We start from the raw sequence: 26,201 nt of genomic DNA, 5'->3' as shown, positions 1-26,201 counted from the left end.
CGAAATACCGATAGGCATATCTGAAGGCACGAAAAGGACAGGTCATGGCGACGACGACCACCGCGAAGAAGGCGTCGGGCTCCGGCACCGCGAAGAAGGCGCGCGCAGGCTCGCTGACCGAACAGGTCTATGGCCAGCTGCGGACCGAGATCCTGACCTGCGCGCTGCCCCCCGGCACCGACCTGTCCGAGGCCGAGCTGGCCGCGCGCTTCGACGTGTCGAAGACCCCGGTGCGAGAGGCGCTGGCGACGCTGCGGCAGGAGGGGCTGATCCGCACCTTCCCGCGCCGCGGCTATCAGGTGGCGATGATGACGCTGTCCGACATCGGCGAGCTGTTCGACGTGCGCACCATCCTCGAGGCGGGCATCGCCGAGCTGGCCTGCACCCGCATCACCGAGCCCGAGATCGAGAAGCTGGCGGCGCTGGCCGATGCCTCGTACGACCCGAGCGCGCGCAGTTCGCTTGGCGGCTTCATCGACGCGAACCGCATCTTCCACATGGCGATCGCGCATGCGACCGGCAACGCGCGGCTCGAGGCGCTGCTGGAACGCCAGTTCGACGAGTTGGAGCGGGTGTTCTACCTTGGCGCCACGCTGCGCAACGTCTCGGAAGAGACGGCGAACGACCACCGCGACATCGTGAAGGTGCTGGCCGAGCGCAATCCGGCCCGCGCCCGAGAGGCGATGATCCACCACAATCTCGTCACCCGGCAGGGCCTGTTCAACGCGCTCGCCCAAAGCAACAGCTTCGGCCACATCTCTCTCTGACCGCCGGGGGGGCGGCGCGCCGCGGTCGCGCGCCGATTTCTGCCCGCCCGCGGTCGCCGAGCCTTGCCATGACGTCTGATATATCTAAGATGTGCGTAATGAAATCCGGAACGCACGCCCGATGGGTTCCGGCTCCTCCTCCCGAGACCGAGACATCATGCGGATCCATTTCCTGAACCCGAATTCCTCGCAGAGCACGACCGACGCGATGATCACCTCGCTCGACCAGATCCGCGACCGGATCCCGGCCGAGCTGGTCTGTGCCACTCTCGAGGAAGGCCCGCCCGGCATCGAGCGGCAGGCCCATGTCGATGCGCTGCCCTTCCCGGTGCTCGAACGGCTGCGCGCGACCCCGGCCGAAGCGCATGTGATCTCGTGCTTCTCGGATCCGGGGCTGCACCTGTGCCGGGAAGAGCTGGAGGTGCCGGTGATCGGCATCGCCGAGGCCGCCTATCTCGAGGCGGTGCAGCTGGGCCGGCGCTTCGGCGTCGTCTCGATCGGGCGCGCCTCGTTCGGGCGGCACCTGCGCCAGATCCGGCAGCTGGGCGTCGAAAGCTTCCTGGCCGCGGACCGCGCGCTGGAGATCCCGGTGGTGCAGATGAACGAGGCCGAGCGGGTGATCGCCCGCATCGTCGAGGTCGGCACCGAGCTGCGCGACCGCGATGGCGCGGGCTCGCTGATCCTCGGCTGTGCCTCGATGGGCGTCTACCGCCCCGAGATCGAGGCGCGGCTGGGCCTGCCGGTCATCGACCCGGTGCAGGCCGCCGCGATCCGCGCCGCGGCGCTGCTGGCGCTGCGCTACCCGCGCCTGTCCTGACCATCCGTCGCCCGCCCTGCTACCGCCCGCCCTACTGACCGGAGCCCCAGATGACCCCCGACCTTCTGATCCGCGGAACCCTCGTGCTGCCCGACCGGCTGCTGCCCGGCGGCTGGATCGCCGTCAGCGGCCAGACCATCGCCGCCATCGGCGAGGGGCCGGCGCCCGAGGCGGGGCGGGTGATCGACGCGGGCACGTCCTACATCGTGCCGGGGCTGGTCGACGGGCAGACGCATGCCACCAGCTACAAGGGCCTGCCGGGCTTTGCCGCGACCTCGCAATCGGCACTGGCCGGCGGGATCACCACGCTGGTCGACATGCCCTATGACAACCCCGATCCGCTGAACACGATCGAGCGGTTCGAGGCCAAGCGCGACGCGGTCGAGGCGCATTCCCATGCCGACGTGGCGCTTTACGGCACCGTCGCACCGGGGCAGGGCACCGGGCAGATGATGCCGCTGGCCGAGGCCGGGATCTGCGCCTTCAAGATCTCGTCGATGGAAAGCCACCCGGTGCGCTTCCCGCGGCTGTCGACGGCCGACACCTACGACATCCTCGAGGCCTCGGTCCCCACCGGCCTGCCGGTCGGGCTGCACAACGAGGATCAGGAGATCGTGCGCGCGCGCATTGCGGCCTTCAAGGCGGCGGGGCAGGTAACGCCCGAATTCCACGAACCCTCGCGCCCCGAGATCGCCGAGCTGCTGGCCACCGCGCAGTTCCTGGAACTTGGCGCGGCGACCGGCGCGCATGTCCATATCGTGCACATCTCGACGCCCAAGGGCTTCCGCATGGTGCGCGAACAGGCCGAGCGCGGCGTGCGCGCGACGGGCGAGCTGTGCGTGCACTACCTGCATTTCGACGCGGCCCGCGACACGCCGCGGCTGGGCGCGCGGATGAAGGTCTCGCCGCCGCTGCGCGCGGGCTACATCGAGGCGCTGTGGCAGGCCTGCGAGGCGGGCGAGGTCGCCTTCATCTCGTCCGACCATTCCAGCTGGCCGATCGACAACAAGCTGGTGCCCTCGATCTTCGACGCGGGCGCCGGGATCCCGGGGCTCGAGACGCTGGGCCCCTCGTTCGTCACCGATGGCGCGGCGCGCTGGGGCATGGACCGCGCGGTGCGCGAGATGGCCGCGCAGATGGCCGAGCGCCCGGCGCGCTTCTTCGGGCTCTGGCCGCGCAAGGGCGCGCTGACCGTGGGCGCCGATGCCGACATCGCGGTGATCGAGCCGGGCAGCTTCCGCTTCGATGCCTCGTCCACCCGTGACGGGCTGAACTGGAGCCCCTATGACGGCGAGGACTTCTCGGTCCGCGTGGCCACGACGATCCGCCGCGGCGAGGTGGTCTGGGACGGCACGCGGATCCTCTCGACGGCCGGTTCCGGCCGCTTCATCCCGCGCGCCTGACCCGGCGCGGACCTGACCGGGGGCGGGGCGGCGCTGCGCGCGGCCCCGTTTCCGCATTTTCGAAAGGACTTCCCATGGATCTTGGACTGACAGGCAAGCGCGCGCTTGTGCTGGCCTCGTCGCGCGGCCTCGGGCTGGGCGTGGCCACGAAGCTGGTCGAAGAGGGCGCGCATGTGCTGCTGACCGGGCGCGACGCGGCCCGGCTGGCGGCGGCGGCGGCCGATCTGACCGCGCGCGGGCCCGGCCGCGCCGACTATGCGCTGGTCGATCTGGCCGCGCCCGAGGCGGTGGCCGCGCTGGCGGCCGAGGCCGAGGCGAAGCTGGGCGGGGTCGACATCCTCGTGAACAACTCGGGCGGCCCGGCGCCGGGCCCGGTTTCGGCCAGCACGCCCGAGGCCTGGCGCAGCGGCTTCGGCGCGATGGTCGAGCCGATCGTGGCGCTGACCAACCTGCTGCTGCCCGGCATGCGCGCGCGCGGCTGGGGCCGGGTGCTGACGCTGGCCTCGTCGGGCGTCGAGCAGCCGATCCCGAACCTCGGCCTGTCGAACGGTCTGCGCTCGGCGCTGGCCGGCTGGTCGAAGACGCTGGCGGCCGAGGTCGCGGCGGACGGGGTGACGGTGAACATGCTGCTTCCGGGCCGCATCCACACCGACCGCGTCGACGAGCTGGACGCGGCCGCCGCCAAGCGCGCCGGCAAGACCCCCGAAGAGATCGCCACCGCCTCGCGCGCGACGATCCCCGCCGGCCGCTATGGCCGGGTCGAGGAATTCGCCGCGGTCGCGGCCTTCCTGTGCGGCGTCCCGGCCAGCTATGTCACCGGCTCGAAGCTGCGCTGCGACGGCGGCATGATCCGCGGCCTGTAAGTCAGGTCCTGTCGGACGGGATCGATGCGGGCGCCCCTCGGGGCGCCCGTTGCCGTTTCAGGCGAGTTCGGCCAGCCGCCGTTCGAGTCGGGCGAGGCTGCGGGTGATCTCGGCCATGTCGGCGGCATCGAGCTTGGGGCCCGGCCGGCGGACATGGGCCGAGGCGATGGCGCCGCGGCGCATCAGCACCTCCTTGCGCACCGCGAGACCGAGCCCGGGCTGGGTTTCCAGCCGGATCAGCGGCAGGTGGGCGTCGAACAGGTCCTCGACCCGGTCGCGCGCGCCGGCATTGCAGCCCGCCACCACCTCGGCCAGCATCTCCGGGAAGGCGTAGCCGGTCATCGCACCGTCGGCGCCGCGCTCCATCTCCTGCGGCAGGAACAGCCCGCCGTTGCCCACGAGGATCGAGAAGGGCCGCAGGGTGCCGGCCGCCTGCGCCGCGCGCAGCGCGCCCAGCTTCGCCAGCCCCGGCCAGTCCTCGTGCTTGAGCATGACGATCTGCGGGTTGTCGGCGAAGATCCGGATCAGGCATGCGGTCGAGAACTGGACGCCGAGCGCCAGCGGGAAGTCCTGCAGCACCACCGGCACATCGGGGCCGAGCGCCTCGCAGACCATGCGGAAATAGCCTTCGAGCTGGTCGTCGGTGCGCAGGTTCGGCGTCGGGGCGACCATCACGCCGGCGGCGCCCGCGGCCATCGCCTCGTGCGCAAGGCTGCGCAGCGCGGTCAGGCCCGCGGCCGAGACACCGACGACCACCGGCACCCGGCCGGCAACGACGTCCAGCACGGTCTTGAGGAAGGCCAGGCTTTCCTCGGGCGTCAGCTTCGCGGCCTCGCCCATCATCCCCAGCACGGTCAGCCCCGTCGCCCCGCGCGCCAGGTAGAACTCGGTCAGCCGGCGGGCGCTGTCGAGGTCGAGCGCGCCGGTGTCGTCGAAGGGCGTGGCCGAGATCACGAAGACGCCGGCGGCGTCGGGGGAGAGAAGCGTCATCGAGGGAACCTTTCAGGGCAGGTGGCGCGCGGTCAGGGGCAGCGCCCGGGCTGGACATTAAGAAATATCTGGTGGCATATCAAACTGAATAGCTGTCTGTCCGCCAACAGGATGCACCGATGCCGCAAGCCCCAGCCGAGCCCGGGTCCGATCGCCTCTTCCAGCCGCTGACGCTGAACGGGGTGACGGTCCGCAACCGCTTCGTCCTGTGCGGCCACGGCACCGGCATGCCGAAGGACGGCACCCCGAACCGGCAGATGATCGACTACTACGCCGCGCGGGCACGGGGCGAGGTCGGGCTGATCATGCTGGGCACCCAGCAGGTGCATCCCTCGTCCCCGGGGATCACCGGGCTGCTGTGCAACTACGACGACCGCATCATTCCGGGCCTGGCCGAGGTCGCGCGGGCGGTCCATGCCGAGGGCGGGCGGATCTTCGGCTATCTCGGGCACATGGGGATGGCGACCTCGGCCCGGCCGGTGCCGCTGTGGTCGGCCTCGGCGGTGCACGAGCAGAAATACGGCGAGGTCGCCCACGCGATGACGGTGGACGAGATCGCCGAGGTGACGCGGGCGTTCGCCGACGCGGCCGAGCGCAACCTGCGCGCGGGCCTCGACGGGATCGAGGTGCATTGCGGCCACGGGCTGCTGTTGCAGCAGTTCCTGTCGCCGCTGACGAATTTCCGCACCGATGCCTATGGCGGTTCGCCGGAGAACCGCGCCCGCTTCCCGTCCGAGGTTCTGGCGGCGGTGCGCGCGCGGATCGGGCCCGACGTGCCGCTGGGGATCCGCATCTCGGCGGACGAGCTGGTGCCGGGCGGGCTCGGCATCGCCGAGATGACGGCGATCACCCGGTGGCTGGTGGCCGCGGGGACGCTCGATTTCGTCGATGTCAGCGCCGGCAGCGATGGCGACCTCGTGTCGAACATGCTGCACGAGCCGCCGATGGGCCTGCCGCCGGCGCCCTATGCCGGGCTGGCGGCGCAGGTGCGCGCGGCCTGTCCGGGCGTGACGGTGATCCATGCGACGCGGATCCACACCGCCGCCGAGGCTGCGGCGCTGCTGGCACGGGGCGATGCCGACATGGCGGGGATGGTCCGGCCGCTGATCGCCGATCCCGAGCTGCCGCGGAAGGCGCGCGAGGGGCGGGTGGACGAGGTCACGCCCTGCGTCGCCTGCGAGCAGGGCTGTTTCGGCCGGCTGTTCCGTGGCCAGCACATCTCTTGCGTCGGCAATCCGACCACGGGGCGCGAGACGCGCTGGGCGGCGCTCGGGCCCGTGGTGCCGAAGCGGGTCGTGGTTGTGGGCGCGGGTCCGTCCGGGATGGAGGCCGCGCGGATCGCGGCGCTGCGCGGCCATGCGGTGACGCTGATCGACGCGCGCGGCGAATGCGGCGGGCGGATGACCCTGGCGCGCCGCCCCGAGGGGCGCGAGGAATGGGACCGGATGATCCGCCACAAGGCCGCGGCGCTCGATCGGGCCGGCGTCGAGCTGCGGCTGGGCCGCCCGGCGCTGGCCGAGGAGATCGTCGCGATGGCGCCGGATGCGGTGCTGCTGGCGACGGGGGCACGGCCCGGGCCGCTGCGGGGGCCGGGGGCCGGGACGGCGCCGATCCTGACGGTGGACGAGGCGATCGCGGACCCCGCGCGCGTCGGGGCGCGGGTGCTGGTGATCGACGCGATGAACCGCACGCCGGGCATCGCCACCGCGATCGAGCTGGCGCGGCTCGGCCGGCAGGTCGAGATCTGCACCGAGCAGGTCCATGTCGGCACCAAGCTGGTGATCCAGAACCTGACGCTGTTCTGGAAGAAGATGGTCGAGGCCGGGGTGGTGATGACCCCGGCGGTGCGGCCGGTCGCCTTCGAGGGCGGGCGGGTGCAGTTCCAGCACATGTTCAGCCGCCAGCCCTGCGGCAGCCGCGACTACGACACCATCGTGCTGGCTGATCCGGGCGTGCCGCGCGACGAGCTGCTGGCCCCGCTGCAGGCGGCCGGGCTGTGGGTGCGCGCGATCGGCGACGCCTATGCGCCCCGCGACATCGAGGCGGCGTTCCTGGACGGTTACGAGGCCGCGCTGTCGCTCTGACGGCGTTTTGCGCGGGGGCAGGTGCCCGGCGCGCCGATTGCGAAGCGCCGGCACCCGGCGCGGCCACCGCCGGCCATGACCGACGCCCTGCCGCCGATCCTCGGGGGCCGGAGCCGCGCCGGCGGTGTCCGCAGGCTTGGATCGGACAGTCAGCCGAACGATCCTGCCCTCGTCTCGCTGTTCCGTGGATTGGTCAGGTGGCGTTTCCCGTCGCCAAACCCCGCCCGAGCCATGAGGTCAGGGTGATTTCGCGCAGAGGCGCGCCTCACCGGCGCGGTCGAAGGCACAGGGCGGCAGCGCTTCGGGCGTAGTGCGGAGGCCGGGGCAGGGAACGCAACCGAGAGACCTCGGCGTCCCTGCGCTTGATCTCACGGCGCGGGCGCGTTGCGCTTCCGACAACTCAGACGTCTTCGGTCCATCTGACCGGGACGTTCGTGTACCAAGGGTCACAGCATCATCCGGCACAACGCCGCGGCTCGCCTTGCTGGATCGCGCAAAGGCGCGGGGAAGGCTGGTCGTGCCGGACCTGAGGTCGCGGTGCTTCGGGGCAGGTGAAGCTGCAAGCTCACCGCGGACTGGCTCACGGAGTGAGCTCGCGAACTCCGCCACCGCGGCTCGGTCCGGTGGCGCGGGCTTGCGGAAATTCTGACAGCCTCGGACCGTCCGATGCGCGTGGCCGGCTGGTCGCGCCGCACCCGATGGTGCCGCACTTCAGGCGCGGGACGTCACCCTTTGGTCTGCTCATGGGCTCAAGACAGGTGGGTGACCGAGAGATCTGAGCGCCCCTGGACATCATGCCGCGGCACGGGCCTGCAGCGCTTCGGACAGCCCCGCCGCGCTCGGTTCATCGGGTCGGGGCGTCTCGATGCGCCGAGGGTCAGAGCATCGGCGGGGCGAGGCGCGGCGGCTCGCCCTGACGGGTCACGCCGAGGCGCAGGGGGGCGCGGGCGAAGGCCTCGAAAAAGGCGGCGAGCCCGGCCACGGTCGCCTCGAGCATCGCCACGCCGCCGGCGGGCGTCGCCGCGGCCGGATCGCCGTAATAGCCGCAGTCGTCGGCCTGGAAGACCGGCGGCCAGCCGGCGCGCCCGGCGGTGATCGGGTCGTCGGGGCCGTCGCCCACCATCCAGGGCTGGGTGCAGCGCGGCGCGAGGCCCGCGGCCGCCGCGGCGATCCCGTCGGCCCGCGCCGGGTCCAGCGCCATCGCCAGCGCGGTCTCGTACTCGCAGGCATGACCTGCGCGCGGCAGCCCGCCGGACAGGGCCGCGACCCAGTCGGGCTCGGCCGGGTTGAAATAGTTCACCATGCCCACCGCCCGCCCGTCGGTCACCATCTGCGTGCAGAGCGCGCGCAGCGGTGCCTCGTTGCCGCCGTGGCCGTTGACGAAAAGCACCCGCGCGAAGCCCGCGTCGAGCACCGAGCGCGCGAGGTCGCCCAGCAGCGCCAGATAGGTCTCGAGCCGCAGGCTGATCGTGCCCGGCCAGGACAGGTGGTGGGGCGAGAAGCCGAAGGGCAGCGCGGGGCCGACCACCACCGGCAGGGCAGAGACGCGGGCGGCGGCGCGCGCCGTCACCTCGCGGGCAAGCCAGGTGTCGGTCTCGACCGGCAGGTGGTCTGCATGCTGCTCGGTCGCGCCGACCGGGATCACCACCAGCGCGCCGCGGTCGCGCAGAGCGGTCAGCCCGGCGCGGGAGAGATCTTGCCACAGCAGGGGACGGGTCATGGCCGGGGGCTCCGATCAGGAAGGGAAGGGGACGGGCCGCCCGGGCAGGCGGCCCCGCCGGCTCACATGTCGCCGGCTTCCTTCGAGGGGTTCGAGCAGACGGCGACGACCAGCCCGGCCTCGCCGATGATGTGGCGATAGCGGTAGTTCTTCGGCAGGTACATCGCGTCGCCCGGCTTGAAGGTGCGGGTCTCGCCGGTGGCCTCGACGATCTGGGTCGACCAGCCGTGCAGGCAGTAGAGCACCACCTCGTTCACGCCGTTGCCTTCGACCATCACGTCGAAATGCGGCATGTAGGTGGTGATGTGGAACGAGAAGCTGGAGCCGTGCAGCTTCTTGGTGATCAGCCGGTGGCTGAACTCCTGGCCCGGGTGGACCCAGGTCAGCGCCACGTCTTCCTGACGCGACCACTGGATGCGTTCGTCGGTCTTGGTGTCCATCTTGGTCTCCTTCGGGATCGGACGGTCGGAATGGGTCAGAGCGCGCCGGCGGCGAGCCAGCCGTCGAGGAAGGCCGCCTCGATGTCGCGCGGGGCATAGGCATCGCCGATGGCGCGCACGGAAACGCCCGCGGCCTGCAGCGGCGCGAGCAGCGCGTCTTCGGGCTGGCCCGGATCGACCAGCACGATGCTGTCGTACTCGGCCTGGTGCAGGGGGGCGCGGCTGAACATGCTGTCGAACCGGACGCGGCCGCCCTCGAAGCCCGCGACCTGCACGCCGGGGGTGAAGCGCACGCCGGCGCGATGCGCCTCGGCATAGAAATGCGCGAGGTTCTGGATGACCAGCTTGTGGCCGACATGGGTGCCGGTGGTGCAGATCTCGACCGCGTGGCCGCGCCGGGCGAAGTGGATCGCGCTGGCCATCGCCGGGGTGCGGTTCATCCGGTCGATGAACAGCAGCCGCTGGCCGAGCCGTGCGGGCTCGGTCAGCGCCTCGTCCACGGTCAGGATCGGTGCCGTCCCGGCGCCCGGCACCCGCAGCGGGACCGGCCGCGCGCCGGTGGCGAGCAGCACCCGTTCGGGCGCAAGGGCAAGGATATCGGCCGTGCCGACCCGCCGGCCGAGGTGCAGGGAAACGCCCAGATGCCCAAGCTCGGCCGTCTTGTGGCGGATCATCCGGTCCCATTCGGTCCGCCCGTCGGGGCGCCGCGCCAGCGTCATCCGCCCGCCGGTCTCGTCGCGCGCGTCGAGCAGCGTCACCGCGTGGCCGCGCAGCGCCGCGACGCGGGCGGCCTCCATCCCCGCCGGGCCGGCGCCGACGACGACGACGCGCTGCGGCCTGGCCGCGGGCAGCGCCGCCCAGTCACGCTCGCGGCCCGTCACCGGGTTGCCCACGCAGGAGATGTGGCGCCCGGAATAGAGGCGGCCGAAACAGGCCTGCTCGCAGGCGACGCAGGGAATGGTGCGCCCGGCGCGTCCCTCGCGGTCCTTCTTCGGCAGCTCGGGATCGGCGATCAGCGGGCGCACCATGCCGGCCATGTCGGCATCGCCGCGCGTCAGCAGCGCCTCGGCCTCGGCGGCGGTGTGGATGCGCGTCGCGTGGATGATCGTCACGCCGGGGCAGGCCTGCTTGATGCGCCGCGCGAGGGGCGCATAGGGCGCGGGCGCCGGGCCCATCGGCGGCTCGTGCATCATGTGCGACACGAGATCGCCGTCGAAGCCCACCGAGACATCGACGAAATCCAGCGCGCCCGCCGCCACCAGATGCGGCGTCACCTCGGCCATGTCCGCGACGGTCAGGCCGCCGGGCATCAGCTCGTCGGCCGAGATGCGCACGCCCAGCGGCACGTCGGGGCCGATCTCTGCCCGGACCGCGGCCAGCACCTCGCAGGCGAAGCGGCGGCGGTTCTCGGGGCTGCCGCCATAGGCATCGGTGCGGAAGTTGGTCAGCGGCGACAGGAACTGCTGCAGCAGCAGCCCGTGCGCGGCATGCACCTCGATCCCGTCCATGCCCGCGGTCAGGCAGCGCCGGGCGGCGGCGGCGAAGGCGGCGGTGACCTCGGCGATCTCGGCCTGCGTCATCGCATGGGCGACCTCGCCATGCTTCGTCTCCCAGACCGGCGAGGCCGACCAGACCGGGGTCGGGCGGGCCGAGGTCGCCATGCCCATGTGCCCCAGATAGCCGAAGATCCGCGCGCCCTCGGCCTGCACGGCGCGGGTCAGGGCGGCGAGGCCGGGGATGATCCGGTCGTCGTAGTTGCACAGAAGGCCCGTCACCCCGGGCGAAGAGGGATGCACCTGCTGCGTGCCCAAGAGGATCAGCCCGACCTCGCCCTTCGCGCGGGCGGTGTAATAGGCGATCATCTGCTCGTTCGGGGTGCCGTCCTTGGGCATGCCGGTGCCGTGGCCGGTCATCGCGACGCGGTTGCGGATCGTGACGCCGTTCAGGGTCAGCGGGCGGTGCAGCAGGCGGGGGTCTTGGGCGGTCTCGGTCATCTCGGGCTCAGGCGGTGCGGGGCAGGGCTTCGGTCTCGCGCCGGTCGCGGAACTCGCTCCAGGGCAGCCAGGCATAGGGGCCCATTCCGGCCAGCGCGCGCATCGGCACCGGCTCGGGGCGGGTGACGGGCACGACGAAGTCCGCGGCGGTGACGCGGTCGGACAGGAAGCGCCCCAGTTCGATCCCGTAGGCGGCGGTCAGCGCCACGCCGCGGCCGTTGCAGCCGATCGCGGCCCAGAGGCCCTCGTCCAGCGCCTGCAGCCGCGGCAGCGCGTCCAGCGTCACCGCCACCTTGCAGGCCCAGGAGAATTCGGCCCTCACCGGCCCGAGCGCCGGGAGAAACCGCTCGAACCGGTGCGAGAACCGGGCGCGTGCACGGGCAAGCCGGCCGGGACCCGGATAGACGAGGCCACCCCCCACGATCCGCCCGTCCGGCGACCAGCGGGCGGCGAAGAGGTGGCGCCGGGCGTCGGCGACCGGGCTGCGGGCGGGCAGGACGCGGGCCTGCACTTCGGGCCCGAAGCTCTGGGTCGCGATCTGGAAGCTGTAGGTGGGGATGATCGACGCCGCGACCTCGGGGATCAGGCGCCCGATCATCGCGTTGGTGGTCATCAGCACGCGCGGCGCGGTGACGCGGCCCGAAGGCGTGGTCGCGGCCCAAAGCCGCCCCTCGCGCGCGAGGCCCGTCACCGGCGACTGCGCGTAAAGCCGCACGCCTTCGGCCACGCAGGCGCGGGCGAGGCCGCGGGCATAGGCGAGCGGGTTGACTTGCCCGCCCGAGGGCACCAGGAGCGCGCCGTGATAGCCCTCCATCCCGGTGCGGGCGCGGGTCTCGTCCGCGTCGATCACCGTCACCGCGGAGAAGCCGCGTGCGGCCCATTCGGCGGCCTGCCGGCGGCAGCCTTCGAGGGCGGCGCGGGAATGGGCGGGCTGCATCCAGCCGGTCTGCTCGGGCGTGCAGTCGATGCAGTGGCGGCGGATCGCGTCGAAGACCGCGTGACCCGCGCCGCCGATCATCGCGTTGAAGCGTTCGCCCCGCGCCCGGCCATAGGTGGCATCGACATTCTCGGGCGACAGCGCCTTCTTCAGCGCCGGCACCACGAAGCCGGTGTTGCGGCCGGACGCACCGAAGCCCGGCTCGCCGGCCTCCAGCAGCACGACGCGCAGCCCCTCGGCCGCAAGGTTCAGCGCGGTGGTCATGCCAAGATAGCCCGCGCCCACCACCAGCACGTCGGCCGTGTCCTCGCCGCTCAGCGCCGGCAGATCCGGGCCGGGGCCCGAGATCGCGGCCCAGAGCGAGCGGGTGAAGCCGTCGCGCATCAGCGCGTCCTGAGCATAGGGCGCGGACATCAGCGGGTCCTGAGCGCGCGCGACAGGAAGGTGCGCGTGCGCTCGGCCTTGGGGGCGCGCATCACCTCGGCTGGGTTGCCGTCCTCGAGGATCGCGCCGTCGGCCATGAAGATCACCCGGTCGCCGACATCCTCGGCGAAGGCCATCTCGTGGGTGACGACGATCATCGTCATCCCGTCCTCGGCCAGCGCGCGCATGACCTTCAGCACCTCGTCCACCAGTTCGGGGTCGAGCGCCGAGGTCACCTCGTCGAACAGCATCAGCTTCGGCTTCATCGCCAGCGCCCGCGCGATCGCCACGCGCTGCTGCTGGCCGCCCGACAGCTGGCTGGGGTAGTGCCCGGCGCGCTCGGCAAGGCCCACCCGCTCCAGCAGCGCCATCGCCTGCGCCTGGATCTCTGCCTTGCTGCCGCGCCTGTGGGCCAGCGGCGCCTCGCAGACGTTGTCGAGCGCCGTCATGTTCGGGAACAGGTTGAAATGCTGGAAGACCATGCCGATCTCGGTCCGCTGCCGGCGCAGCGCCCGCATCGACAGGTTGCGCGGATCGTCCGAGCCGATCTGCTGGCCGTCGACCTTGATCGCGCTGCCGGCATCCGGCGTTTCCAAGTAGTTGATGCAGCGCAGCAGCGTCGACTTGCCGGACCCGGACGAGCCGATCAGCGAGACGACCTGGCCCTTGGGCACGCGCAGGTCGATGCCCTTCAGCACCAGCTTCTGCCCGTAGGATTTCCGCAGGCCGATCAGCTCGAGCATGGTCGGCGGCTGTTGCAGGGTCGCGTCGGACATCTGGGCACCTGGGGTCGGGAGGGAGAGGGGCGCGGTCACGGCAGCCGCACCGCGCGCTGCACCGCCGCCTGCAGCAGCGCGAGCAGCGACGAGATCACGAGGTAGGACACCGCCGCGAAGCCGAGGAACTCGGCCGCGCGATAGGTCTCGGTCAGCGCGGCCATGCTTTCCGAGGTCAGCTCGCCCACCGCGACCATCGAGGCGATCGAGGTGGCCTTGAGCGAGACGATGGCGCGGGTGAAATAGGGCGCGCACATCACCGGCAGCGCCTGCGGGATCAGCACGCGGGCGACGAAGCGGCCCGGCGGCAGGCCCATGGCCGCCGCGGCCTCGTACTGGCCGCGCGGAATGGCCATCAGCCCGGCGCGCAGGTCCTCGGCCAGATAGGCCGAGGTGCAGACCGTCAGGCCGATCATCGCCGCGGTGAAGGGCGAGACATAGATGCCGGCGACCGGCAGGCCGTAGAAGGTGAAGAACAGGATCACCAGCAGCGGGATCGAGCGGATGACGTTGACATAGGTCGCCGCCGCCCAAGCCAGCCAGGGCCGGCCCGAGATGCGCGCCAGCGCGATCGCCAGCGCGATCGGCGTGCACAGGCCCATGATCGCGAGGAACAGCCACAGCGTGACGCGCAGGCCCTTCCACAGCTCGGGCAGGTAGGCGGCGAGGATCTGGGGATCGAAGCTCATGCGCGGCGCGCCTCCTTGCTGGCCCAGCGGCGCTCGGACCAGGTCTGCAGCACGATCAGGCAGGCATCGATCAGCCCGTAGATCACCGCGATGCCGATCAGGATCTCGAAGGGGCGGTTGGTGGCGATGATCGTCTGCGAGGCGCGGGTCACCAGCTCCATCGCGCCGATCGAGCCGGCCAGCGCCGTGCCCTTCACCATGTCGGTGGCGTAGGAGACGTAGGGCGGGATGATCGAGGGGATCGCCTGCGGCAGGATCACCCGGCGGAAGGCGCGCAGCGGCGGCAGGCCCGCGGCGGCCACCGCCTCGTGCTGGCCCTTGGGCACCGCGCGCAGGCCGGCCGCCACCAGTTCGCCGAACAGGAAGGTGTTGTAGATCACGAAGCCCGCGATCGCCGCCGGCACCGGTTCCAGCCGCAGGTTCAGCGCGACCGGCAGCACGAAGTAGCAGATGAACAGGATGATGAGCGGGGGCACCCCGCGCACCAACCAGCTGAGGGTGACGGCGGCGCCCCGGATCACGCGGTTCCGTGCCACGAGCGCGAGTCCCGCCACCACCGCGAGCGGGGCGCTGATCACCAGCACCGCGCCCGAGATGGCGAGGGTCATCCACAGCCCGTCGAGCAGGTAGGGCCAGCGCTGGGCCCAGACGGAGAAGTCGAGTTCCATGGACGCCGCCGGCCGATCAGTAGCCGAGCTGGCCGAGCAGGTCCGAATAGTCGGGCAGGTCCCACTTCTCGTTGATCGCGGTCATGGTGCCGTCGGCGCGGTACTTGGCCAGCAGGAAGTTCACCGCCTGCGCGAGATCGGGTTCGTTCCTGTTCACGCAGAAGCCGCCGACGCCGACCTTGGTGGGCTCGGCCAGGATCTTCAGCTTGTCGCCGTCGGGGCCGGCCAGCAGCGATTTCGCGGCCTGGATGCCGGTGCCGTAGACGTCGATCTGGCCGTTCATCAGCGCCAGGCGCGCCTCGGACACGCCCGGCAGGGACAGCGCCGCATCGGCATCGGCACCCGGGACATGCGCGATCAGGTCCTTCAGCTCGATCTCGCCCTTCACGCCGCCCAGCTTCTTGCCCTGCGCCTGGTCCCAGCTGTCGATGCCGCTGTCGGCGCGCACGACGCCGACGTTCACGGCGACCTTGACCGGGCGGGTCATGAAGAAGTCGGGCGAGGTCAGCCGCTCGGGCGTCCAGCTCGCGCCTTCGCAGGCGAGGTCGAAGCGGTTCGCGGCCAGGCCCGGCATCACGCCCGCCCAGTCGATGGTCACGTATTCGGTCTTCAGGCCCAGATCCTCGGCGATCTTGTTCCACAGGTCGATGCGGGCGCCCTGCAGGGTGCCGTCGTCGCCGATGAAGGTCTCGCCCTTGGTCTTGGCGGTGGTCGCGACGATCAGGGTGCCGTCCTTGATCAGGTTGCGCATCGCCCAGGGCTGCGGGGTGGGCAGGGTGATCTGCAGGTTCTCGTCGATCACCGGGGCGGCGGTGGCAAGGCCGGCGGGCAGCGCGAGGCCGAGGGCGGCGAGAAGCGCGAGCGTGCGGCGGGGCGTGACAGTCATCTCTTACCTCGTGTCGTTGGACGTTGATCCCGGGCGCGTGTCATCGGGCCGGTGACGTCCCTCGGTTGTCGCTGACATGTCGACAGATACAACTAAAAACATTCCATCAGATATATCACAGGAATATCTGATCTCACGCTGCCGGTTTTTGCATCATCTGTCCCTGGAGAACGCCCATTTTGGCAGCGGCAGCCCCGCGGGTGCGGCTGTGACGCGCGCCGACGATTCGGCAGCGCCGTGGCGCGGGCCACGAGGTGCGGCTGCTTGCGGACCAATTGCCATGCGGTGAACCAATCCCCGAGTCGCCGGGGAATGCGATGCCAGTTCGCGGCTATCCTGCCCTGAATGTCATCTTTTCTGGGCAAACATGCCTATTATATAATCATTATGACGGTTTCTTGTGGGTTGTCCGGGCGACTGGCCCCGTAAAACTGGACCGGAGGCGCGATCCAATTCGAATTGGTTCGCAATTGGCTCGCCGGAATCCAGATGACACGTTCGGACACCACCTCTTCCAAGGCGCTCGACCTGGTGCGCGCGCATATCGCCGAGAAGGCGCTGGGCGGCGGCGCGCGGCTGATGCCCGAGCGGCAGCTGGCCGACGAGCTGGGCCTGACCCGCCGTGCCCTGCGCCGCGCCCTCGAGGTGCTCGAGGCCGAGGGCGCGGTCTGGCGGCGGCAGGGGTCCGGCACCTACGTCGGCCAGCCCGACACGCCGGCGCCCGCGACGAAGGCGATGCTGGCCGCGACGAACTTCCTCGAGATCATGGAGGTTCGCCTGCGCATCGAGCCGCAGCTGGCCCAGCTGGCGGCGATGCGTGCCCGCCCCGAGGACATCCAGCGCATGCAGGTGCTGTGCGGCAAGATCAGCAGCGCCCAGACGGACGACGCCGACGCGCGCGAGCTTTGGGACGGCGCGCTGCACCGCCAGATCGCGCAAAGCGCCGGCAACGCGCTGTTCCTGTCGATCTTCGACATCCTGAACCGCGTCCGGCAGGACCCCAGCTGGCAGGCGATCCGCGCCCGGGCCCGCGTGGGCCAGCCCGACCCGATGGCGACCCGCCGCCACCATACCGAGATCGTCTCCGCGATCGCCGCCCGCGACCCGCGTCGCGCCGGCGAGGCCATGCGCGAGCATCTCCTCTATCTGCAGGAGGTGCTGATCCGTCAGACCTCGCTCGACGGCGCCGCGCTCGATGCGGTGCCGCTGCAGCAAGCCGCACCCGGCCAGCCGGAGAACGACGCGGCACCCGAGACCTTCCCCGCCTTCAGACCACAGGGACTGCAAACCACATGAAACAGCTGCTGACCTCCGTCGCCGCCGTGGCGGCACTCGCCGCGGCGATGCCCGCCATGGCCAACGAACTGCGCATCGGCCTGCAGGACGATGCCGACGTGCTGGACCCGCACCAGTCGCGCACCTTCGTCGGGCGCATCGTCTACACCGGGCTTTGCGACAAGCTCGTCGATCTCGACAAGGACGTGCAGATCGTCCCGCAACTGGCCACCGACTGGTCCTATTCCGACGACGGTCTGAAGCTGGTGATGAACCTGCGCGCCGGCGTCACCTTCCATGACGGCACCCCCTTCGATGCCGAGGCGGTGGTCTACAACATCGACCGCGCGATGACCCTGCCGGAAAGCCGCCGCAAGTCGGAGCTGGCCTCGGTCGCCGGGATCGAGGCCACCGGCCCGATGCAGGTCACCTTCACGCTGAAGGCCCCCGATGCCTCGCTGCTGGCGCAGCTGTCGGACCGCGCCGGCATGATGATCTCGCCCACCGCCGCCAAGGCCGAGGGCGCGGACTTCGGCGCCAACCCGGTCTGCTCGGGCCCGTTCAAGTTCGTCGAGCGCGTCGCCCAGGACCGCATCGTGCTGGAGAAGTTCGCGAACTACTGGAACGTCGACAACATCCACATCGACAAGGTCACCTACCTGCCGATCCCCGACACGACCGTGCGCCTGGCCAACCTGCGCTCGGGCCAGCTTGACATGGTCGAGCGGCTGGCGGCGACCGACGTGGCCTCGGTCAAGGACGATGCCGAGCTGCAGATGCAGGACGTGACCGGGCTTGGCTACATGGCGATGTATGTCAACATCGGCAACGGCGACCGCGCCAAGAACCCGCTGGGCGAGGACAAGCGCATCCGGCAGGCCTTCTCGAAGGCCATCGACCGCGAGGCGCTGAACCAGGTGGTGTTCGAGGGCACCGCGCGGGCCGGCAACCAGCCCTGGGCACCGACCAGCCCCTGGTATAACAAGGACGTCCCGCTCGAGGCGCGCGATGTCGAGGGCGCGAAGGCGCTGCTGAAGGAGGCCGGCGTCGAGCGTGTCGCGGTCGAGCTGCAGCACGCGAACAACCCCGTCGTCACCCAGATGATGCAGGTCATCCAGGCGATGGTCGCCGAGGCCGGCTTCGACGTCAGCCTGCGCGCCACCGAATACGCGACGCTGCTGGCCGAACAGACCGCCGGCAACTTCCAGCTGTCGCGCTCGGACTGGTCGGGCCGCGCCGATCCGGATGGCAACATCCACCAGTTCGTCACCTGCGAGGGTGGGATCAACGACGCGAAATACTGCAACCCCGAAGTCGACCGCCTGCTGAACGAGGCCCGCGTCTCGTCCGACACCGCCAAGCGCAAGGCCGACTACGACGCCGCCACCAAGATCCTGGCCGACGACCTGCCGGTGATCTACCTCGGCCACCAGACCTACATCTTCGCCTATGACAAGGGCGTCGAAGGGTTCGAGGCCTTCCCGGACGGCATGATCCGCCTGACCGGCGTCACCGACGCCGACTGATCGACCGCCGCGTCCCCCGCATGCCGGGGGACGCAACGGGCCCCTGCGCCGCCCGCGAAACGCGCAGGGTCGCCCCGCCTTTCCCGCCTTCCCAGACCCAGGACTTGCCCATGCTGGCCTTCATCGTCCGACGCCTGCTCGTGGCCCTGCCCACGCTGCTGATCGTCTCGGTCCTCGTGTTCCTGCTGCAGAAGCTTCTGCCCGGCGACCCGGTGCTGGCGCTGGCCGGCGAGGAACGCGACCCCGCCACCATCGCCTATCTGCGCGAGCAGTATCACCTGAACGACCCCTGGGTGCTTCAGTACTGGTACTGGATCTCGGGCATCCTGCAGGGCGACTTCGGCACCTCGCTGCGCACCAACCAGCCGGTGGCAGAGCTGATCGCGCAGAAGCTGCCGGTGACGATCCAGCTGGCGATCATGTCGATGGCCTTCGCGCTGCTGATCGGCATCCCGGCCGGCATCCTTGCCGCAGTGCGCAAGAACACCTGGGTGGACTGGCTGTCCAACGTCGTCGCGCTGTCGGGCCTGTCGATCCCGAACTTCTGGCTGGGGATCATGCTGATCCTCTTCGTCTCGGTCCGGCTGGGCTGGCTGCCGGCCTCGGGCTACGAAAGCTTCCTGGTCGATCCGCTGCGCTCGCTCGAGACGATGCTGATGCCCTCCTTCGTGCTGGGCACCGGGCTTGCCGCGACGCTGATGCGCCACACCCGCGCGGCGATGCTGGGGGTGCTGTCGCAGGACTACATCCGCACCGCCCGCGCCAAGGGCCTGTCCCCGCGCGAGGTGGTGATGAGCCATACGTTCCGCAACGCGCTGCTGCCCGTCATCACCCTGACCGCGCTGCTGTTCGGCGAGCTGCTGGCCGGCGCCGTGCTGACCGAGCAGATCTTCACCATCCCCGGCTTCGGCAAGCTGATCGTCGATTCCGTCTTCAACCGCGACTACGCGGTCGTGCAGGGCGTGGTGCTGTGCACCGCCGTCGGCTTCCTGCTGATGAACCTGGTGGCCGATGTCCTCTACATGCTGATGAACCCCCGGATGAGGAGCGCATCGTGACCGCACCCTCGCTTGCCGCGCCGCTGCCGGCGCGCCAGAAATCCCGCGCCTGGGCCAAGCTGAAGCGTTCGCGCGCGGCGCTGGTCGGCCTTGCCATCGTCGGCTTCTTCGTGCTGGTCGCGGTGCTGGCGCCACTGCTGCCGATCGACGACCCGCTGCAGACCAGCTGGACCGCGATCCGCAAGGCCCCCACGGCCGAACACCTGATGGGCACCGACGACATCGGCCGCGACGTGCTCAGCCGGATGATCTGGGGGGCGCGCGCCTCGCTGATGGCGGGCGTGATCTCGGTGATCATCGCCGTGGCGCTGGGCCTGCCGATCGGGCTGATCGCCGGCTATTTCGGCGGCTGGGTCGACATGGTGATCTCGCGCTTCACCGACGCGCTGCTGGCGATGCCCTTCCTGATCCTCGCCATCGCGCTGGCCGCCTTCCTCGGCCCCTCGCTGATGAACGCGATGATCGCCATCGGCATCTCGGCGATGCCGGTCTTCATCCGGCTGACCCGCGGCCAGGTGCTGGCCGTGAAGACCGAGGACTATGTCGAGGGCGCCCGGTCCATCGGCCTTGGCCATGTCGACATCATGACCCGCTACATCCTGCCCAACATCGTCTCGCCGATCATCGTGCAGGCGACGCTGACCGTCGCCACCGCGATCATCGCCGAGGCCTCGCTGTCCTTCCTCGGCCTTGGCCAGCAGGCGCCGGCGCCCTCCTGGGGCTCGATGCTGAACGTGGCGAAGAACTTCCTTGGCCAGGCGCCGTGGATGGCGATGTATCCCGGTGCCGCGATCTTCCTCGTGGTGATCGGCTTCAACCTTCTTGGCGACGGCCTGCGCGACGCGCTCGACCCCCGCGAAGCCTGACCTCCCGCAATCCGAAAGACTGACAAGATGACCGATTTCACCACCCGTCCCGAACTCATCGGCTCGTTCGGCGTCGTCACCTCGACGCATTGGATCGCCTCGGCCGTGGGCATGTCGATCCTCGAGAAGGGCGGCAACGCCTTCGACGCCGCCGTCGCCACCGGCTTCGCCCTGCAGGTGGTCGAGCCGCATCTGAACGGTGCGGGCGGCGACCTGCCGGCGCTGATCTATTCGGCGGCGACCGGCAAGCTGGAAGTGATCTGCGCGCAGGGCCCGGCGCCCGCCGGCGCGACCATCGCGCATTACAAGGCCGAGGGGATCGACCTGATCCCCGGCGACGGCCTGCTGGCGACCGTCATCCCCGGCGCCTTCGACGGCTGGATGCTGATGCTGCGCGACTACGGCTCGATGTCCGTGCGCGAGGTGCTGGAACCCGCGATCTACTATCTCGAGAACGGCCACCCGATGCTGCCGCGGGTCGCGGCGACGATCTCTGGCCTTGCCGAATTCTTCCGCAAGGAATGGCCGACCAGCGCCGAGACCTGGCTGCCCGGCGGGCAGGCGCCCGAGGGCTGGTCCACCTTCAAGAACCCGGTGCTGGCCCAGACCTGGCGCCGGATCATCGCCGAGGCCGAGGCCGCCCCGAACCGCGAGGCCGGCGTGCAGGCCGCGCGCGACGCCTTCTACCGCGGTTTCGTCGCCGAGGAGATGCAACGCTATCTCGACACCGCCGAGGTGATGGATGCCTCCGGCTCGCGCCACAAGGCGGTGCTCACCGCCGAGGACATGGCCGGCTATTCGGCCACGATCGAGACGCCGACCTATGGCACCTACCACGACTGGACCGTCGCCAAGACCGGGCCTTGGGGGCAGGGGCCGGTGCTGCTGCAGTCGCTGGCGATCCTCGAGGGCATGGGCATCGGCGACATGGACCCCTGCGGCCCCGACTTCGTCCATTCGGTGATCGAGGCGATGAAGCTCGGCTTCGCGGACCGCGAGGCCTATTACGGCGATCCCGATTTCGCCGCCGTGCCGATGGATGTGCTGCTGTCCAAGGACTATGCGGCCAAGCGCCGGGCGCTGATCGGCGACACCGCCTCGATGGTGCTGAACCCCGGCGAGATCGCGGGGTTCGAGGCGCAGCGGCAGCTGGCGCTCGACGTGATCGGCGGGCTCGGCCAGGGCGCGGTCTACGAGCCGACGATGGCGCACCTGTCGGAAAAGCGCGGCGACACCGTGCACATCGACGTCATCGACCGCTGGGGCAACATGGTCTCGACCACGCCCTCGGGCGGCTGGCTGCAATCCTCGCCGATCCTGCCGGGGCTCGGGTTCTGCCTGAACTCGCGCGCGCAGATGTTCTGGCTGAAGGACGGGCTGCCGACCTCGCTCGCGCCCGGGAAACGCCCGCGCACCACGCTGACGCCCTCGATGGCGCTGCGCGACGGCAAGCCGGTGCTGGCCTTCGGCACCCCGGGCGGCGACCAGCAGGACCAGTGGCAGCTGTCGTTCTTCCTGCGCCACGTTCACCACGAGCCGAACCTGCAGGCGGCGATCGACATGCCGCTGTTCCACTCGACGCATTTCCCGGCCTCGTTCTATCCCCGCACCTCGAAACCCGGCGGCATGCTGATCGAGGGCCGGATCGGCGAGGCGGTGATCGCCGAACTGCGCCGCCGCGGCCACGGGGTCGACGTTTCGGGCGACTGGACCATCGGGCGTCTCACCGCCGCATCCCGCACCGCCGAGGGCGTGCTGCGCGCCGCCGCGACGCCGCGGATGATGCAGGCCTATGCCGTGGGGCGCTGAGATGGGCGAACCGATCCTGAAGGTCGAGGGCCTGACCACCGCCTTCCGCACCGATGCGGGCTGGCGCGAGGTTGTCCGCGACGTCTCGTTCGAGATCCAAGCCGGCGAGACGCTGGCCATCGTCGGCGAAAGCGGCTCGGGCAAGTCGGTGACCTCGATGACCATCCTCGGGCTGCTCGACCCGCGGCAGTCGAAGGTCACAGGCTCCGCCCGGTTGGCGGGGCGCGAGCTTGTCGGCCTGTCCGACCGCGAGATGCGCGAGATCCGCGGCAACGAGATGGCGGTGATCTTCCAGGAGCCGATGACCTCGCTGAACCCGGTCTTCACCATCGGCCGCCAGATCGGCGAGGTGCTGACCCGCCACCGCGGCATGACCGGCGCGCAGGCGCGGGCCGAGGTCCTGCGGCTGATGGAACGGGTGCGCATCCCCGATGCCGCCCGCCGCATCGACCAGTATCCGCACGAATTCTCGGGCGGGATGCGGCAGCGGGTGATGATCGCGATGGCGCTGGCCTCGAAGCCGAAGCTGCTGATCGCGGACGAGCCGACGACCGCGCTCGACGTGACGATCCAGGGCCAGATCCTCGACCTGATCAAGGAGTTGCAGGCCGAAACCGGCATGGCAGTGCTCTTCATCACCCATGACATGGGCGTGGTGGCCGAGATTGCCGACCGCACCCTGGTGATGTTCCGCGGCGACATGGTCGAGCAGGGCACCACGGCGCAGATCTTCGCCGAAGGCCGCCAGCCCTACACCCGCGCGCTGCTGGCCGCGGTGCCGCGGCTGGGCGGCATGGCCGGCACCGCGCTGCCGCGCCGCTTCCCGGCGGTGGAACCCGCGACCGGCGCGATCACCGCGCTGCCCGACCTGCCCGACACCGTGCGCCGCACCGCCGGCCCGGTGCTGCGGGTGCGCGACCTGACCACCCGCTTCCGCGTCGGGGCGGACATGCTCGGCCGGGCCACCGGGGCCGTCCACGCGGTCGAGAACGTGTCCTTCGACCTCTATCAGGGCGAGACGCTCAGCCTTGTCGGCGAATCCGGCTGCGGCAAGTCGACCACCGGCCGCTCGATCCTGCGGCTGGTCGAGCCGCAGTCGGGCGAGATCGAGCTGGACGGGTTCGACGTGCCGAAGCTGGGCACCGCCGACCTGCGGCGGATGCGCCGCTCGGGGCAGATGATCTTCCAGGACCCGTTCTCGTCGCTCAATCCGCGGATGACCGTCGGCGCGGCGATCGCCGAGCCGCTGGAAAAGCACGGGATTGCCCGGGGGGGCGCCGCCCGGGCTCGGGTGGCCGAACTGCTGGGGCAGGTCGGGCTCGACCCGGCGATGGCCGACCGCTACCCGCACGAATTCTCGGGCGGCCAGCGCCAGCGCATCGCCATCGCACGCGTGCTCGCGCTCGAGCCCAAGGTGATCGTCGCGGATGAAAGCGTCTCGGCGCTGGACGTGTCGGTCAAGGCGCAGGTCTGCAACCTGCTGATGGACCTGCAGGAGCGGCTGGGGATCGCCTATCTCTTCATCTCGCACGACATGGCGGTGGTCGAGAGGGTCAGCCACCGCGTCGCGGTGATGTATCTGGGCGAGATCGTCGAGATCGGGCCGCGCGCCGAGATCTTCGGCAATCCGCAGCATCCCTACACCCGGGCGCTGATCTCGGCGGTGCCGGTGCCCGATCCGTCGCGGCGCCACCTGCGCCGCGATGCCGAGGTGACAGAGCTGAAAAGCCCGGTGCGTCCGCGCGGCTATGTCCCGCCGGTGCGGCACTGGCGCGAGGTCGGTCCGGGGCATGCGGTGATGGACTGGGCCGCGCAGGCCAGCGCCTGAGAGTATACCCGCCCGAAAAGGACCCCGCCGCGGTGCGCCGCGCGGGGTCGTCGCGGCTTACATGAAGCCCAGTTCCAGCCGGGCCTCGTCGGACATCATGTCCATGCCCCACTGCGGTTCCCAGACGAGGTTGACGTTCACGTCCTTCACCCCGTCGAGCGGCGCGACCGCGTCCTGCACCCAGCCCGGCATCTCGCCGGCCACCGGGCAGCCCGGCGCTGTCAGGGTCATGGTGATGCCCACCTCGTTCTCGGGGCTGATCTCGACCGTGTAGACAAGGCCCAGATCGTAGATGTTCACCGGGATTTCCGGGTCATAGACCGTCCGGCAGGCCTCGACGACGCTGTCGTACAGCGGGTGGTCGGTGCTCGAGGGCTTGATGAGCGGCGTGCCTTCGAGCGGAAGGGAGTCGCTGGAGGGGCTGGTCATCGGCTGGGCCTCGCGTCGGATGTTGACGGTTTATATAGGGAAACGCGGCGCGGGAATAAAGCCCTCAGGCCTCTGCCGCCGCGCCCGCCTCTGCGCCCGTCTTCGGCTGCAGCCGCGGCAGGTTCGCCTCGACCCAGCCCGTCAGCGCCGCCATTTTCTCGGCCGCCTCGATCCCCAGCGGCGTCAGCGCGTAATCGACATGGGGCGGCACCACCGGGTGCTGCGTCCGCTCGACGATCCCGCAGCTTTCCAGATCCTGCAGCGTCTGCGCCAGCATCCGTTCCGATATGCCCCCGATCCGGCGCCGTAGGGTCGAGAACCGCTGCCGCCCCTCGGTCAGCGCCACGATGACGATGACCCCCCAGCGGCTGGCAAGGCAGCGCAGCACTTGGCGCGAGGGGCAATCGGCGGCGAAGACATCGGCCAGCGGCGGGTCGGTCGGCAGATCGTGCATCCTTGCGGTCCTTGCTGTGCCCCGGTGCGGGGTGCTTACCAAAGCGTGCGTACTTACGGATCGTAAGTAATGGGGCTAGGTCTGGGTCGTCAAGAACAACCGGCCAAGGAGGCCATGATGATCGGTGTGACGGCGGCGAGCGGGCAGCTCGGCAAACTGGTGGTGGCGCAGCTGGTGGCGGCGGGGGCCGCGGACCGGACGGTGGCGATCGTGCGTGACCCGGCGAAGATGGCCGGCAGCGGCGTCACGGTGCGCGCGGGGGATTACGGCGACGTCGCGGGCCTTACCGCGGCGCTGGCCGGGGTCGACAGGCTGCTGCTGATTTCCGGCAGCGAACTCGGCCAGCGCGCGGCCCAGCACGCCAACGTGATCACGGCGGCGAAGGCGGCGGGCGTGCGGCACGTGGTCTACACGAGCCTCCTGCGCGCCGACAGCAGCACGATCCAGCCGCTGGCCGAGGAACATGCTGCGACCGAGGCGCTGCTAAAGGCCTCGGGGCTCGACTACACGATCCTGCGCAACGGCTGGTATACAGAGAACTTCACCGGGCAGATCGGCGGCGTGCTGGCCGGCGGCGGGGTGATCGGGTCTTCGGGGCAGGGGCGCATCGCCTCGGCCACGCGGGCCGATTACGCGGCGGCCGCGGTCGCGGTGCTGACCGGCAGTGATCACGTCGGCAAGACCTATGAGCTGGCCGGGGATGCCGCCTGGACTCTGGCGGAGTATGCCGCCGAGATCGCGCGCCAGACCGGCCGCGACATCGCCTATCATGACCTGCCGCAGGCGGTGTATGCCGAGAAGCTGAAGGGCTTCGGCCTGCCGGCCGATTTCGCGGATCTGCTCGCCGCCTGGGAGGTGGAATTCTCGAAAGGCGCGCTGGAGTCGAGTGATCACACTCTCTCGGCGCTGATCGGGCGCAAGACGACGCCGATGGCCGAGACCGTCGCCGCCGCCCTGGCAGCACAGTGATCACGTTGCGCTGAACAGCTTTCCACAGAACACCGGGCCGCCAAGGAGGTCCGGTGATCACATGTCGCGGCCTCGAACCGGTGTGATCGCTTAGTGCCTTTTCGCCACCCAGGCCAGCGCGAGCGAAGCAAGAGTGCAGGCAGTGAACAGCCAGAAGCCCCAGGCGACTTCGACCCGTCCCAATCCCACGCCCTTTGCGATCACGACATAGAGCGCGATCAGGAACACATCCGCCATCGCCAGCCGGCCGATCCACTGCAGGACGGGGGCAAGGCTGCGCGGCAGCCGCCCCGTGATCGCAAGGTAAAGCCCAGCCAGCTTCACCCAGGGTGCCACCACCGCGAACAGTGCGACCAGCGCCGCCAGCGCCGGCGTGTCCTGCCACAGGGTCACCAGTCCCGAGACGACCGAGATCTCCGACAGGCCGAAGAAGGGCAACAGCCCGGCGCGCAGCAGCGGTGCCTGCCACGCCAGCGGGTAGAGGCCGAAAAGAAACAGCGTTGCCGCCATCAGGGCCAGCTGGGCAGGTG

Annotated in this window: 24 protein-coding genes; 12 read left to right on the top strand and 12 right to left on the bottom strand. The window is 70.5% G+C overall.

Features of this window, described 5'->3' with window-relative positions; all coding sequences use genetic code 11:
• Positions 1-44: 44 nt before the first annotated feature.
• The 4 genes from V8J36_RS06175 to V8J36_RS06160 all read left to right on the top strand — a co-directional run bounded on the left by V8J36_RS06175 (position 45) and on the right by V8J36_RS06160 (position 3,850).
• Positions 45-767: a GntR family transcriptional regulator gene (locus V8J36_RS06175; RefSeq protein WP_336466401.1), complete on the top strand. Its 723-nt coding sequence runs from the start codon at positions 45-47 to the stop codon at positions 765-767.
• 157 nt (positions 768-924) lie between these two features.
• Complete coding sequence (locus tag V8J36_RS06170) at positions 925-1,584, top strand: aspartate/glutamate racemase family protein (protein WP_336466400.1); 660 nt, start codon at positions 925-927, stop codon at positions 1,582-1,584.
• A gap of 50 nt (positions 1,585-1,634) precedes the next feature.
• Positions 1,635-2,987 (top strand): dihydroorotase, encoded by a 1,353-nt coding sequence (locus V8J36_RS06165; protein WP_336466399.1) that lies wholly within the window; start codon positions 1,635-1,637, stop codon positions 2,985-2,987.
• A gap of 74 nt (positions 2,988-3,061) precedes the next feature.
• Positions 3,062-3,850: an SDR family oxidoreductase gene (locus V8J36_RS06160; protein WP_336466398.1), complete on the top strand. Its 789-nt coding sequence runs from the start codon at positions 3,062-3,064 to the stop codon at positions 3,848-3,850.
• Positions 3,851-3,907: 57 nt separating this feature from the next.
• Here V8J36_RS06160 and V8J36_RS06155 read toward each other — a convergent pair whose 3' ends face one another.
• Complete coding sequence (locus V8J36_RS06155) at positions 3,908-4,840, bottom strand: dihydrodipicolinate synthase family protein (protein ID WP_336466397.1); 933 nt, start codon at positions 4,838-4,840, stop codon at positions 3,908-3,910.
• Between the two features lie 119 nt (positions 4,841-4,959).
• On the opposite strand from V8J36_RS06155, the gene V8J36_RS06150 reads away from it, so the two are divergent.
• The gene (locus V8J36_RS06150) at positions 4,960-6,924 is read left to right on the top strand and encodes an oxidoreductase (RefSeq protein WP_336466396.1); all 1,965 of its coding nucleotides are present in this window, start codon (positions 4,960-4,962) and stop codon (positions 6,922-6,924) included.
• 877 nt (positions 6,925-7,801) lie between these two features.
• Here V8J36_RS06150 and V8J36_RS06145 read toward each other — a convergent pair.
• From V8J36_RS06145 to V8J36_RS06110, 8 genes are all read right to left on the bottom strand, one after another.
• The gene (locus V8J36_RS06145) at positions 7,802-8,644 is read right to left on the bottom strand and encodes a creatininase family protein (protein ID WP_336466395.1); all 843 of its coding nucleotides are present in this window, start codon (positions 8,642-8,644) and stop codon (positions 7,802-7,804) included.
• 62 nt (positions 8,645-8,706) lie between these two features.
• On the bottom strand, positions 8,707-9,084 hold the full coding sequence (locus V8J36_RS06140) for a hypothetical protein (protein ID WP_336466394.1): 378 nt from the start codon (positions 9,082-9,084) through the stop codon (positions 8,707-8,709).
• A 35-nt stretch (positions 9,085-9,119) separates the two neighbouring features.
• Positions 9,120-11,078 (bottom strand): oxidoreductase, encoded by a 1,959-nt coding sequence (locus tag V8J36_RS06135; RefSeq protein ID WP_336466393.1) that lies wholly within the window; start codon positions 11,076-11,078, stop codon positions 9,120-9,122.
• A gap of 7 nt (positions 11,079-11,085) precedes the next feature.
• Positions 11,086-12,429, bottom strand: a complete 1,344-nt coding sequence (locus V8J36_RS06130) for an NAD(P)/FAD-dependent oxidoreductase (RefSeq protein WP_336466392.1) — start codon at positions 12,427-12,429, stop codon at positions 11,086-11,088.
• Positions 12,429-13,214 (bottom strand): amino acid ABC transporter ATP-binding protein, encoded by a 786-nt coding sequence (locus V8J36_RS06125; protein ID WP_442902467.1) that lies wholly within the window; start codon positions 13,212-13,214, stop codon positions 12,429-12,431. Before V8J36_RS06125 ends, V8J36_RS06130 begins: the two co-directional genes overlap by 1 nt.
• 35 nt (positions 13,215-13,249) lie before the next feature.
• Positions 13,250-13,903: an amino acid ABC transporter permease gene (locus tag V8J36_RS06120; RefSeq protein ID WP_336466391.1), complete on the bottom strand. Its 654-nt coding sequence runs from the start codon at positions 13,901-13,903 to the stop codon at positions 13,250-13,252.
• Positions 13,900-14,571, bottom strand: coding sequence for an amino acid ABC transporter permease (locus V8J36_RS06115; protein WP_336466390.1), 672 nt, complete (start codon positions 14,569-14,571; stop codon positions 13,900-13,902). The genes V8J36_RS06120 and V8J36_RS06115 overlap by 4 nt, the downstream gene beginning before the upstream one ends.
• Before the next feature lie 16 nt (positions 14,572-14,587).
• Entirely contained in the window at positions 14,588-15,457 is an 870-nt protein-coding gene (locus V8J36_RS06110; protein WP_336466389.1) for a substrate-binding periplasmic protein, read from the bottom strand.
• Positions 15,458-15,946: 489 nt separating this feature from the next.
• On the opposite strand from V8J36_RS06110, the gene V8J36_RS06105 reads away from it, so the two are divergent.
• From V8J36_RS06105 to V8J36_RS06080, 6 genes are all read left to right on the top strand, one after another.
• Entirely contained in the window at positions 15,947-16,753 is an 807-nt protein-coding gene (locus V8J36_RS06105) for a FadR/GntR family transcriptional regulator (protein ID WP_336466388.1), read from the top strand.
• Positions 16,750-18,258: an ABC transporter substrate-binding protein gene (locus tag V8J36_RS06100; RefSeq protein WP_336466387.1), complete on the top strand. Its 1,509-nt coding sequence runs from the start codon at positions 16,750-16,752 to the stop codon at positions 18,256-18,258. Before V8J36_RS06105 ends, V8J36_RS06100 begins: the two co-directional genes overlap by 4 nt.
• A 110-nt stretch (positions 18,259-18,368) precedes the next feature.
• Positions 18,369-19,316 carry an ABC transporter permease gene (locus V8J36_RS06095; protein WP_336466386.1) on the top strand — a complete coding sequence of 316 codons (948 nt, stop codon included), beginning with the start codon at positions 18,369-18,371 and terminating at the stop codon, positions 19,314-19,316.
• Positions 19,313-20,182 (top strand): ABC transporter permease, encoded by an 870-nt coding sequence (locus V8J36_RS06090; RefSeq protein WP_336466385.1) that lies wholly within the window; start codon positions 19,313-19,315, stop codon positions 20,180-20,182. The genes V8J36_RS06095 and V8J36_RS06090 overlap by 4 nt, the downstream gene beginning before the upstream one ends.
• A 27-nt stretch (positions 20,183-20,209) precedes the next feature.
• Positions 20,210-21,991, top strand: a complete 1,782-nt coding sequence (locus V8J36_RS06085; RefSeq protein ID WP_336466384.1) for a gamma-glutamyltransferase family protein — start codon at positions 20,210-20,212, stop codon at positions 21,989-21,991.
• Between the two features lies 1 nt (position 21,992).
• Positions 21,993-23,819 (top strand): ABC transporter ATP-binding protein, encoded by a 1,827-nt coding sequence (locus tag V8J36_RS06080; RefSeq protein ID WP_336466383.1) that lies wholly within the window; start codon positions 21,993-21,995, stop codon positions 23,817-23,819.
• A 57-nt stretch (positions 23,820-23,876) separates the two neighbouring features.
• On the opposite strand, the gene V8J36_RS06075 is transcribed toward V8J36_RS06080, so the two are convergent.
• The gene (locus tag V8J36_RS06075) at positions 23,877-24,248 is read right to left on the bottom strand and encodes an SUF system Fe-S cluster assembly protein (RefSeq protein ID WP_336466382.1); all 372 of its coding nucleotides are present in this window, start codon (positions 24,246-24,248) and stop codon (positions 23,877-23,879) included.
• Positions 24,249-24,312: 64 nt separating this feature from the next.
• Positions 24,313-24,702, bottom strand: coding sequence for a winged helix-turn-helix transcriptional regulator (locus V8J36_RS06070; protein ID WP_336466381.1), 390 nt, complete (start codon positions 24,700-24,702; stop codon positions 24,313-24,315).
• A 117-nt stretch (positions 24,703-24,819) separates the two neighbouring features.
• Between V8J36_RS06070 and V8J36_RS06065 the strand changes: the two genes are divergently transcribed.
• Positions 24,820-25,671: an SDR family oxidoreductase gene (locus tag V8J36_RS06065; protein ID WP_336466380.1), complete on the top strand. Its 852-nt coding sequence runs from the start codon at positions 24,820-24,822 to the stop codon at positions 25,669-25,671.
• A 90-nt stretch (positions 25,672-25,761) separates the two neighbouring features.
• Here the strand turns inward: V8J36_RS06065 and V8J36_RS06060 are convergent, their stop codons facing one another.
• Entirely contained in the window at positions 25,762-26,181 is a 420-nt protein-coding gene (locus V8J36_RS06060) for a paraquat-inducible protein A (RefSeq protein ID WP_336466379.1), read from the bottom strand.
• Between the last annotated feature and the right edge of the window lie 20 nt (positions 26,182-26,201).

Source organism: Frigidibacter sp. MR17.14 (genome assembly GCF_037095735.1).
Lineage (GTDB): Bacteria > Pseudomonadota > Alphaproteobacteria > Rhodobacterales > Rhodobacteraceae > Frigidibacter.
This window is presented reverse-complemented; position numbering and strand designations above follow the sequence as displayed.